Below are 10,613 nucleotides of genomic sequence, written 5' to 3'. Positions count from 1 at the left end.
CGGCTGCGGGGCGCCACCACCCACCACCCACCAACACAACGACGCCCGCCCCCCCCCCCGGCCCCCCCCGCCGCCCGGCCCGGCCGGGGCCGCGGGGGCGCCGGCCGGCCGGGGTGGTGGCGGCCGTGGCGGCCGGCGGCATGTCGGTGGAGCTGCCGCTGTGGCGCGCCATGGGCTACTTCCGGGTGCTCGCGCTGGCCTACGCGGTGCTGCGCTACCTCACCTCGTACCACCAGTTCCTGCACCCGGTGTCCGGCTGGATCTTCCTGGGCGCGCTGAGCCTGTGGACGCTGGCCTCCACCCGGGCGTTCGCCGGGCCCCAGCGCTGCACCTGGCTGGTGCTCGGCACCGACCTGACGGCCGCGGTGACCGGCATCGTGATGAGCGGGATCATCGACACCCCGGCCCGGATCCACGGCGGCGCGCCGACCCTGCCGACGATCTGGGCGGCCGGGACGGTGCTCGGCTTCGCCGGCAAGGGCGGTTGGCGGGCCGCCGCGTTCGCCGGTGCGGTGATCGGCGCGGCCAACATCCTCGGGCACGGCGGGGTCAGCCCCGACAACCTGCACAACATCGTCCTGCTGCTGCTCGCCGGCTGCGCCATCGGCTACGTGATCGAACTGGCCCGGGCCAGCGAGGCGGTGCTCACCCGGGCGCTCCAGGTGGAGGCCGCCACCCGGGAGCGCGAACGCCTCTCCCGGGACATCCACGACGGGGTGCTGCAGGTGCTCGCCCTGGTGCACCGCCAGCAGGGCGACGCCGCCGAACTCGGCCGGCTGGCCGGCGAGCAGGAGCGCGCGCTGCGGGCCCTGATGACCGGCGGGCGGCCGCCCGAGGACGACGGCGACGCGGACGGCGAGCGGGACCTGCGCCCGCTGCTCTCCCGGCACGCCGACGAGCGGATCACCGTCGCCGCGCCCGCCACGCCCGTCCTGCTGCCCGCCGCCGCCGCGTCCGAACTGGCCGCCGCGGTCGCCGCCGCGCTGGACAACGTCCGCCGGCACGCCGGGGAGGCGGCCCGGGCCTGGATCCTGGTCGAGGACGAACCGGAGGCGGTCACCGTGTCGGTGCGCGACGACGGCCCCGGCTTCCCGGCCGGACGGCTGGCCGAGGCGCAGCGCGACGGCCGGCTCGGGGTCGCGCAGTCGATCCGCGGCCGGATGCTCGACCTCGGCGGCAGCGCCGAGCTGTACTCGGTGCCCGGGCAGGGCGTCGAGGTGGAACTGCGGTGGCCGAGGAGCGGACGTGACGACTGATCAGCCGGTGCGCGTGATGGTGGTGGACGACCACCCGATGTGGCGCGACGGGGTGGCCCGGGACCTGGCCGAGGCCGGGTTCGCCGTGGTCGCCACCGCCGGGGACGGCGAGGAGGCGGTGCGCCGGGCCCGGGCCAGCACCCCGCAGGTGGTGGTGCTGGACCTCAACCTGCCCGCGCTGTCCGGCGCCGAGGTGTGCCGCCGGGTGGTGGCGGCCGACCCGGCGGTGCGGGTGCTGGTGCTGTCCGCCAGCGGCGAGCACGCCGACGTGCTGGAGGCGGTGAAGTCCGGCGCCACCGGCTACCTGGTGAAGTCGGCGGGCCGCGAGGAGCTGCTCGACGCGGTGCGCCGCACCGCCGTCGGCGACCCGGTGTTCACCCCGGGCCTGGCGGGCCTGGTGCTCGGCGAGTTCCGCCGCCTCGCCGCCGAGCCCGGCACCGCCGCCGAGCCGGCCGCCCCGCAGCTGACCCCGCGGGAGACCGAGGTGCTGCGGCTGGTCGCCAAGGGCCTGTCCTACCGGCAGATCGCCGACCGCCTGGTGCTCTCGCACCGCACCGTGCAGAACCACGTCCAGAACACCCTGGGCAAGCTCCAGCTGCACAACCGGGTCGAGCTGGTCCGGTACGCGATCGAGCAGGGGCTGGACGAGGAACTGGGCTGAGCGCTCCCGGAGTTCAGGCCGAGCAGCGGTCGCCGGCCGAGGTGGTGACGGGTTTGAAGGCGTCGCGCAGCTCCTTGTCGGTGAAGTCCGGGCCGAAGGCGAAGGAGGTGCGCAGGGCGTTCATCCAGTCCGGGTCCTGCAGGTAGTCGTTGATGGCCTGGCGGAGCAGCTCGCACGCCTTCCGGTGCCCCTTGGGCAGGACCATCATCAGGAACTGGGTCTTGCCGATGTGGGCGTCCCGGGCGACCCGGTAGGCGCGCCGGCCGCCGCTGCCGGAGTTGGCGGCGACGCCCTGCAGCACCAGGTAGTCGGAGAGCACGGCGTCGGCGGTGCCGTCGTCGACCCGCTCCAGGCACTCCTTGAGGTTGGCGCCGGTGACGGTGACCTGCGGGCCGATGTCCTTGAGCTGCGCCTCGGAGGTGGTGCCGCCGGACACGCATACCCGCAGCGGCTTGAGGTCCTCGGACTTGGCGACCGTCCGGGGGTCGTCGGCCTTCAGCAGCACGCCCAGCGGGGTCTGCAGGTAGGGGCCGGCCAGGTCGTAGTCCCGCTTGAGGTCGTCGCGCTCGGAGATGTCGGCGACCACCAGGTCGACCTTGTTGTGGTTGGCCTTGCCGTCGGTGAGGGCGTCCTCCCAGTTGGCGGTGGTCACCGTCAGCGAGGTGTAGTCGATCTTCCGGGAGCCGAGCACCTTCATGGTCAGGTGCGGCTCGAAGCCGTCGTACACGCCCTTGTCGGTGAACTCGGACATGCCCGGCCGGTCGGTCTTGAAGCCGACCTTGACCGGCAGGTTGTCGAACGGGGACTTGTCCTCGCCGGCGGAGCAGCCGGACGCGGCGGTGGCGAGCAGGAGCAGGCCGGCCGCCAGGTGGGCGGCGGGGCGCGGGACGGGCACGGGGGCCTCCTAGCGGGTGAACCGGACGCTTTGGATGTCGACGCTCTGGGCGCAGCCGCCCCCGGCGTGCAGCAGCAGCGTCAGGCGCAGGCCGGTGCGGCCGGAGGGCACCGGGACGGAAAGCTGCGCGTCCCGGGGCCGCCGGCCGCTGCTGCCGCCCTGGTCGGTGCTGAGCTCGGCGGTCACGTCGGCGCAGGTGCCGCTGCCCGGGTTCGGGTCGGTCAGCAGGAGCTCGGTCTCCAACCGCTTCGCGCCCTCGGGGACGTTGATCAGGGCGGTGGCGGTGCCGCCGGGCTCGATGAGCCGGGGGGTCCAGCTGGTCTCCTGGTCGACCAGCGGCGGCGGGTCGTCGGGCCAGGCCACCGCCGTCACCACACCGGCCGTCGCCAGCAGGGCCGCGCCGACGGCCAGCAGCACCCGCCGCCTGCCCCCGGGCTGCGGCGGTGGCGGTGGCGGCTGCTCCGGGGGCAGCGGCTGCTGCACGGTGGGCGGCCGCGGCGGCCTGGAGCGGGACTTCTCCACCGCCTCCTCGGCGATCCGGGCCAGCTGGTGCTCCTGCCGGCCGCGCAGGTCCCGCAGCAGGTGGGCGGGGCTGCCGATGACCATGGCGTGGCGGGCGGTCTCGACCAGCCGCCGGCCGTCCGTCCGCTCCGGCGTCACCGGCGGGAAGCACAGCACGCCCGCGATCACCACCAGGTCGGCCCGCTCGTTCACGGTCAGCCCCGGGGCGCTCTGGACCTGGGCCAGGAACGCCACCCAGTCGCCGCGCAGGCTGGCCCCGGCGAAGCCGACCAGCCAGTCGTGCAGGTGGCCGATCGCGGCGGACGGCTGCCCGTGCTCCTCGGCCAGGAAGCCGGCGATCCGGGCGGCGGACGTGGCCAGTTGGCGGGGCTGCACCTGGACCGGGTAACCGGTGCTCTCGGCCAGGTGCTGCTCCAGGTCGGGCAGCACGGGAGCCAGGGTGAACCATTCGGCGAGGATGCGCTGCAGCATCTGCCGGGTCTCCCAGGTGCAGCGGTCCACGGTCACTCCTCCGGGTCGAGGTCGAGCAGGGCGCCGAGCCGGTCCAGGGCGCGGTGCGGGCCGCACAGTTCGCGGGCCCCGGCCAGCAGGGCGCGCAGGGCGTCGGCGGGGCTGCGGTGCTCCAGGCAGGCCGCAGCGAGGGCGCGCAGGTGCAGGGCGGCGTGCGCGTGGTACGGGACCCTGACCTGCTGGCCGGGGCCGAGCCGCTCGTTGACGGCCCTGATCAGCTCCAGCCGGGCCGCCGGGTCCTCCAGCAGGGACGGTTCGCCGAGCAGCCGGGCGACCGCGCCCGCCGTCGGCGCCGGGGCGGGCGGACGGGGTGGTCCGGCCGGCGGGGCGGGCGGCTCGCCGGGCGGCAGCGGCGGCAGCAGCGGCAGCAGCGCGGACAGCGGGGTCAGCCAGCCGCCCACCGGGTCGTCGCCGTCCGCGGTCGCCTTGACCACGCCGACCACCCGGCCGTGTCCGTCGAGCGCCATGCTGCCGCTCAACCCGTGCTGGATCCAGCCCTGTTGGACGCGCAGCCCGAGGCCGGAGGGCCCCGCCACGGTCAGCCGGGCCGACTCCGGGCCGACCTCGCCGGTCACCGGGTTCACCGCGAAGCCGTGCACCAGGACGGCCGCGCCGCCCGCCGGGTCGCGCCCGGCGAGCGGCACCGCCGGGGCGCCGGCCAGGCCGGGCGCGGTGAGCAGCGCGAGGTCCGGCGGCGGGTAGCTGGCCGCGCCGGGCGGCCGGTCCGGCGGGAACAGCCGGGCGGTGCGCACCGGGTGGGCGTCCCCGCCGTGCCGGGCCGCGGTGAGCCCGGGGTGGCCGTGCACCACGTGCGCGCAGCTGACCAGCAGGCCCGCGCCGAGGTGGAAGCCGCTGCCGAGGAAGGCCCCGGCCGGGTCCGCGAGGCGGACCGCGGCGGCGTCCGGGCTCACGCGGCGGGGCGGTCGTCCGGCCGCTTCCAGCTCAGCCGGACCACCAGGCTCGCCTGGCCGGAGGCTTCCGCGAGCACGCCGATCAGGCGGCCGGACTTCACCCCGAGGGTGAGGCCGAACTCCACCTCGAAGCCGTCCGGGTCACCCGCCTCGCGCGCCGTCTCGCGGGCCCAGCGCCCGACCGCGCGGACGGTGCGCCGCACCTCGCCGAGGCTGTGGGTGACGGCCGCGGTGGCCGCCCCCGCGTCCCCCGCCGGGCGGCCCGGTCCCTGCCGGACGGCGGCGTGCAGGACGGTGCCGTCGTCCAGGGCGATCTCCACGGTGCCGGGCACCGGTGCGTTCGTCATGCATCCCCCAACTCATGACCGGCAAGCAGGATATGAATACCAGTCAGCTGGGGAGAGATCCAGACCTTTCCGGAAGCCGGGGCGGTGGGCGGGGGAGCGGCCCGGGCGGCCGGTTTCAGCCGCGCACGGCCGCGGCGGCGCCCAGCAGTTCGGCGACGATCTCCACGCCCTCCCGGGTGAGCACCGACTCGGGGTGGAACTGCAGGCTGGCGAAGCCGGGCCCGCGCAGCGCGTGCACGTCGCCGGTGCGGGCGTCCCGGGCGACCTCGACGCCCTCGGCGGCCAGCCGCTCGGCCGCCGCCGCGTCGCAGCGGGCGGTGAAGGTGTTGTAGAAGCCGACGGTGCGGCGGGTGCCGAACAGGTCGACGGCCTCCTGGGCGCCCTGGTACGGCACCGCCTTGCGGGCCAGCTCCAGCCCCAACCGCGCGGAGAGCAGCTGGTGGCTGAGGCAGACCGCGAGCAGCGGCGCGGTGCGCGCCCCGGAGCGGACGGCGGCCAGCGCGTCGGCGACCACCGGGCGCAGCAGCGCCATCTTCGGGTCGGCCGGGTCGGCCGGGTCGCCGGGGCCGGGGCCGAGCACCAGCGGGCCGGGGTGCGCGGCGGCCCGCTCGCGCAGTCCGGGGGCGTCGTAGCGGAGCACGGTGACGGTGTGGCCGAGCGAGCGCAGCAGGTGGGCGAGCATCGCGGTGAAGGTGTCCTCGCCGTCCACCACCAGGGTGTCGGCGCCGGGCAGCGGCGCGGCGGGCTGCTGCATCCGGAGCCAGAACGGGGCCAGCCCGGCGCGCCGGGAGTCGAGGGCGGCCTGCACCCGGTGGTCCTCGGCGAGCCGGGGCCGGGCGGCGGCCTCCCGGGCGGAGCGGGCCGGGCGGGCGCCGATCGCGGAGAGCACCCCGGCGGCCTTGGCGTGCGTCTCGGCGACCTCGGAGCGCGGGTCGGAGTGCCGGACCAGGGTGGCGCCGACCCGGACGACCAGCGAGCCGTCGGCGGGGTCGATGTCGGCGGCCCGGATGCAGATCGGCGAGTCCAGCTGCTGGCCACCGCTGGCCGAGCGGCCGATCAGGGCGAGCGCGCCGGAGTAGTAGCCGCGGCCGCCGCGCTCGTACCGGTCGATCACCCGGGTGGCGTTCTGCACCGGGCTGCCGGTGACGGTGGCGGCGAACATGGTCTCCCGCAGCACCTCGCGGACGTCCAGCGAGGTGCGGCCGCGCAGTTCGTACTCGGTGTGCGCGAGGTGCGACATCTCCTTCAGGCGCGGGCCGAGCACCTGCCCGCCGAGGTCGCCGACCGCGCACATCATCTTCAGCTCCTCGTCGACCACCATGGTGAGCTCCTCCAGCTCCTTGGGGTCGCGCAGGAACTCCAGCAGCGAATCGGCGGTCGGGCCGCCGGCCGGGTAGCGGTAGGTGCCGGAGATCGGGTTCATCACCACGGTGCCGCCGGACTGCCGGACGTGGACCTCGGGGGAGGCGCCGACCAGCACCCGGTCGCCGGTGTGCACCAGGAAGGTCCAGTAGGCGCCGCGCTCGTGCTCCAGCAGCCGCCGGAACAGGGTGAGCGCGGTGGCGGTGGAGTACCCGGCCAGCTCGGCCCGGAAGTCGCGCCGGATCACGAAGTTGGCGCCCTCGCCGCGGCCGATCTCGTCCCGGATGACCCGGCGGACGATCTCCGCGTACTCCTCGTCGTCGATGTCGAACTCCCCGCCGCGCAGCTCCACCGGCGCGTCGGGCAGCGCGGCCAGCACCGCCGCCAGCGGCAGCGCGTACTGCTCGTCGACGGACAGCGCCCGCAGCGGGGTGCCGTCCTGCCGGGCGGCGAAGCCGCGCTCGCGGATCTGCGCGTACGGGACGAGGGCCAGCAGGTCGTGCCGCGGGCCGCCGGCGGGGACGCCGGCCGGGACGGGCAGGTCGGCCAGCGCCGCGTGGTCGGTGACCCCGCCGATCAGCAGTTCGACGGTGTCGGGGGCGAGCCTGGGCGCGCGGCGGTGCAGCAGGGCGAAGGCCGGGGCGCCGGGGGCGGTGAGCCGGGCGAGCAGGTCGGCTGCGGCGGCGGTGGTGGTCACGGCTGCGGTGTTCCTTCCGGGAGGGTGCTGCGGGGGTTCCGCCGCCTCCGGGAGGCCGTGACGCTGCACACACGCGCCGACGGCCGCCCCGGAGGGCGGCCGTCGTTCGTCGCTAGGGACGCGCGATCAGTGGGCCGCCCAACGGGCTGGCCCACCACCAGGAGAAGGTGTGCGTCGCGGTCACGGAGCAGACCATAGCCCACCGGCGGGCGGCGCGGGGAGGGATCGCGCCGATGTCCACTTCCCGTCTCACCCACCGGGCGGCACCCCCAATCCGCTTGTGCCACCCCGTAGCCTTGCCCTGTGACCGTGACTAACCACTCCTGGCAGTCCCTGCCCGCGGCGCAGCAGCCTGAATGGCCGGACCAAGAGGCTCTGCGCAAGACCCTTGCGGAGCTGGCCTCCTATCCGCCCCTCGTCTTCGCCGGCGAGTGCGACCAGCTGCGCGCCCGGCTCGCGGCCGTCGCGCGTGGTGAGGCGTTCCTGCTCCAGGGCGGCGACTGCGCCGAGGCGTTCGACGCCGTGTCGGCCGACCACATCCGCAACAAGCTGAAGACCCTGCTCCAGATGGCCGCCGTGCTCACGTACGCCGCGTCCGTCCCGGTGGTCAAGGTCGGCCGGATCGCCGGCCAGTACTCCAAGCCCCGCTCCAAGGGCACCGAGACCCGCGACGGCGTGACCCTGCCGACCTACCGCGGCGACTCGGTCAACGGCTTCGAGTTCACCGCCGAGGCCCGGATCCCGGACCCGGAGCGCCTCAAGCGGATGTACAACGCCTCCGCCGCGACGCTCAACCTGGTGCGCGCCTTCACCACCGGCGGCTACGCCGACCTGCGCCAGGTGCACGCCTGGAACCAGGACTTCGTGCGCAACTCCCCGGCGGGGCAGCGCTACGAGCAGCTGGCCCGGGAGATCGACCAGGCGCTGGCCTTCATGAACGCCTGCGGGGTGGCCCCGGAGGAGTTCAAGACGGTCGAGTTCTTCTCCTCGCACGAGGCGCTGATCCTGGACTACGAGACGGCGCTGACCCGCACCGACTCGCGCACCGGCGAGCTGTACGACGTCTCCGGCCACATGGTGTGGATCGGCGAGCGCACCCGCCAGCTGGACCACGCGCACATCGAGTTCGCGTCCAAGATCCGCAACCCGATCGGCGTCAAGCTCGGCCCGACCACCACGGTGGACGACGCGCTGACCCTGATCGACCGGCTCGACCCGGAGCGCGAGCCCGGTCGGCTCACCTTCATCACCCGGATGGGCGCGGGCAAGATCCGCGACCACCTGCCCACCCTGGTGGAGAAGGTCACCGCGTCCGGCGCCCAGGTGGTGTGGATCACCGACCCGATGCACGGCAACACCTACGAGGCCTCCAGCGGCCACAAGACCCGCAAGTTCGACGACGTGCTGGACGAGGTCCGGGGCTTCTTCGAGGTGCACCGCGCGCTCGGCACCCACCCGGGCGGCATCCACGTGGAGCTGACCGGCGACGACGTCACCGAGTGCGTCGGCGGCGGCGACGAGGTGCTGGTCGACGACCTGCACCAGCGCTACGAGACGGCCTGCGACCCGCGGCTCAACCGCAGCCAGTCGCTCGACCTGGCCTTCCTGGTCGCCGAGATGTACCGCGACCAGTGAGGCACCCGCGGTAGGTGTGACGAAGGCCCCTCCGTTCTCGGGCGATCCGAGGCGGAGGGGCCTTCTTCGTACCCGGAGCACCAGGTAAGGTAAGGCTCAGCAAACCGCACCAATCGTGGAAGGGGCCGCACATGTACGTGTGCATGTGCCACGCGGTCACCGAGGCCCAGGTCAAGCAGAAGATCGACGAGGGGGCCAGCACCCCGCGCCAGATAGCCCAGGGCTGCAAGGCCGGCACCGACTGCGGTTCCTGCGTGCGCCGCATCCAGGCGCTGCTCGGCGAGCACGGCGCCCGCCCCTGCCCGACCGCCCGGCTGGCCGAACGGCTCGGCCTGGCCGCCGACCCGGCCGTCGGCGCCCCGAAGGCGGCCTGAGCCGCAGCGGCTCAGCTGCTCTCGGGCTGCTCGATCAGTTGCGCGATGTAGAGCGCCTCGCCGAGCTTGTCCAGCAGCTCCAGCTGGGTGTCCAGGTAGTCGATGTGGTGCTCCTCGTCGGCGAGGATCGACTCGAAGATGTTCGCCGAGGTGACGTCGTTCTTGGCCCGCATCACCACGATCCCGCGCCGCAGCCGGTCGATCGCCTCCACCTCGACCTGCCGGTCGGCCTCGAACATCTCCTTGACGGTCTGCCCGATCCGGACGTGGAACAGCCGCTGGTAGTTCGGCAGGCCGTCCAGGAAGAGGATCCGGTCGGTCAGCACCTCGGCGTGCTTCATCTCGTCGAAGGACTCGTGCCGGGTGTACTTGGCGAGCTTGGTCCAGCCGAAGTTCTCCTGCATCTTCGCGTGCAGGAAGTACTGGTTGATGGCGGTGAGTTCGGCGGTCAACTGCTCGTTGAGGAACTCGATGACCTCGGGGTCGCCCTGCATGGCCTGCCTTCCTGTGCGCATTCCGGTCGGTGCCCGGATGTCCCGCATCGTGGCAGCTGAACGGGTGCACTTCCAGTAAGTTCACGCTCACAGCCGCCCTGGTGATCGACTTTTTCCGGCCGTCCACACCGCGCTGACCTGCGGTGATGTCGAGCCCGTTGGGCCGTTCGGGGGTATCTCACCCGAACGCCCGCGCGGTTTCGCCCCGCGTTTCCCCCCTCCGCCGCGGCGCATTCCCGGGCGCCCGGGAAGGGGGCGTGCGAAGGGGGCGCGCGCGATTCGCCGCCCGCCGTCTGTCACCATGGAGGACATGGGTCAGCACGAACCGGAACAGCAGCCGCCGACTGACCCGAGGCTCCCCCCGGGGCAGCGGCCGCAGCGCGGCTGGCCGGTCCTGCACTACGGGCCGGTGCCCCGGTTCAAGCCGCAGAGCTGGGACTTCCAGGTGTTCGGGGCCACCGCCGACGCCGAGAAGACCAGTTGGGACTTCCCCGCCTTCCACGCCCTGCCCAAGACCACCGTCCGCGGCGACTTCCACTGCGTCACCAAGTTCTCGATGCTCGGCAACGAGTGGACCGGCGTCGCCGCCCGGACCGTCCTGGACCTCGTCCCGCCCGACCCCACCGTCACCCACGTGATGGTCTGGGCCGAGTACGGCTACAGCGCCAACCTGCGGCTGGCCGACTTCGCCGACCCGGCCACCGTCTTCGCCACCCACCACGACGGCCGCACGCTCACCCTCGAACACGGCTTCCCGGTCCGCCTGGTGGTGCCCCACCTGTACGCCTGGAAGGGCCCCAAGTGGGTGCGCGCCGTCGAGTACATGCGGGCCGACCGGCGCGGCTTCTGGGAGGAGCGCGGCTACCACAACCTCGCCGACCCGTGGCGCGAGCAGCGCTACTCCTACCAGGAGCAGCCCGGCGAGGGCCCGCTGCGCTGAGGCGGCGGG

At 74.4% G+C, this 10,613-nt stretch carries 11 protein-coding genes; 5 read left to right on the top strand and 6 right to left on the bottom strand.

What is annotated here, in order from left to right:
• The first annotated feature begins 140 nt into the window (after nucleotides 1-140).
• Together macS and ACWEO5_RS25830 are read left to right on the top strand one after the other, a co-directional pair.
• Nucleotides 141-1,256 carry a MacS family sensor histidine kinase gene (gene macS, locus ACWEO5_RS25835; protein ID WP_452164639.1) on the top strand — a complete coding sequence of 372 codons (1,116 nt, stop codon included), beginning with the start codon at nucleotides 141-143 and terminating at the stop codon, nucleotides 1,254-1,256.
• A 16-nt stretch (nucleotides 1,257-1,272) separates the two neighbouring features.
• On the top strand, nucleotides 1,273-1,917 hold the full coding sequence (locus tag ACWEO5_RS25830; protein WP_452164638.1) for a response regulator: 645 nt from the start codon (nucleotides 1,273-1,275) through the stop codon (nucleotides 1,915-1,917).
• Between the two features lie 13 nt (nucleotides 1,918-1,930).
• Here the strand turns inward: ACWEO5_RS25830 and ACWEO5_RS25825 are convergent, their stop codons facing one another.
• The 5 genes from ACWEO5_RS25825 to ACWEO5_RS25805 all read right to left on the bottom strand — a co-directional run bounded on the left by ACWEO5_RS25825 (nucleotide 1,931) and on the right by ACWEO5_RS25805 (nucleotide 7,161).
• Nucleotides 1,931-2,812 carry a transporter substrate-binding domain-containing protein gene (locus ACWEO5_RS25825; RefSeq protein WP_452164635.1) on the bottom strand — a complete coding sequence of 294 codons (882 nt, stop codon included), beginning with the start codon at nucleotides 2,810-2,812 and terminating at the stop codon, nucleotides 1,931-1,933.
• Nucleotides 2,813-2,821: 9 nt separating this feature from the next.
• Nucleotides 2,822-3,835 carry a hypothetical protein gene (locus tag ACWEO5_RS25820; RefSeq protein WP_452164634.1) on the bottom strand — a complete coding sequence of 338 codons (1,014 nt, stop codon included), beginning with the start codon at nucleotides 3,833-3,835 and terminating at the stop codon, nucleotides 2,822-2,824.
• 2 nt (nucleotides 3,836-3,837) lie between these two features.
• Nucleotides 3,838-4,755, bottom strand: coding sequence for a S1 family peptidase (locus ACWEO5_RS25815; protein ID WP_452164633.1), 918 nt, complete (start codon nucleotides 4,753-4,755; stop codon nucleotides 3,838-3,840).
• Nucleotides 4,752-5,102, bottom strand: coding sequence for a CU044_2847 family protein (locus tag ACWEO5_RS25810; protein ID WP_344554705.1), 351 nt, complete (start codon nucleotides 5,100-5,102; stop codon nucleotides 4,752-4,754). Before ACWEO5_RS25810 ends, ACWEO5_RS25815 begins: the two co-directional genes overlap by 4 nt.
• Nucleotides 5,103-5,217: 115 nt before the next feature.
• Nucleotides 5,218-7,161 (bottom strand): anthranilate synthase family protein, encoded by a 1,944-nt coding sequence (locus tag ACWEO5_RS25805; protein WP_452164632.1) that lies wholly within the window; start codon nucleotides 7,159-7,161, stop codon nucleotides 5,218-5,220.
• 303 nt (nucleotides 7,162-7,464) lie between these two features.
• Between ACWEO5_RS25805 and ACWEO5_RS25800 the strand changes: the two genes are divergently transcribed.
• On the top strand, nucleotides 7,465-8,796 hold the full coding sequence (locus ACWEO5_RS25800; protein ID WP_452164631.1) for a class II 3-deoxy-7-phosphoheptulonate synthase: 1,332 nt from the start codon (nucleotides 7,465-7,467) through the stop codon (nucleotides 8,794-8,796).
• A gap of 131 nt (nucleotides 8,797-8,927) precedes the next feature.
• A complete protein-coding gene (locus ACWEO5_RS25795; protein ID WP_344554702.1) occupies nucleotides 8,928-9,170 on the top strand; it encodes a (2Fe-2S)-binding protein in 243 nt (80 codons plus the stop codon).
• Between the two features lie 11 nt (nucleotides 9,171-9,181).
• On the opposite strand, the gene bfr is transcribed toward ACWEO5_RS25795, so the two are convergent.
• Nucleotides 9,182-9,664: a bacterioferritin gene (bfr, locus tag ACWEO5_RS25790; RefSeq protein ID WP_030461011.1), complete on the bottom strand. Its 483-nt coding sequence runs from the start codon at nucleotides 9,662-9,664 to the stop codon at nucleotides 9,182-9,184.
• A gap of 310 nt (nucleotides 9,665-9,974) precedes the next feature.
• Between bfr and ACWEO5_RS25785 the strand changes: the two genes are divergently transcribed.
• The gene (locus tag ACWEO5_RS25785; protein WP_344554701.1) at nucleotides 9,975-10,604 is read left to right on the top strand and encodes a sulfite oxidase-like oxidoreductase; all 630 of its coding nucleotides are present in this window, start codon (nucleotides 9,975-9,977) and stop codon (nucleotides 10,602-10,604) included.
• Nucleotides 10,605-10,613 lie beyond the last annotated feature (9 nt).

This window comes from Kitasatospora sp. NPDC004272 (assembly GCF_053603035.1).
The sequence above is the reverse complement of the archived record's forward strand: the minus strand, read 5'-3'. Positions and strand labels throughout refer to the sequence as shown.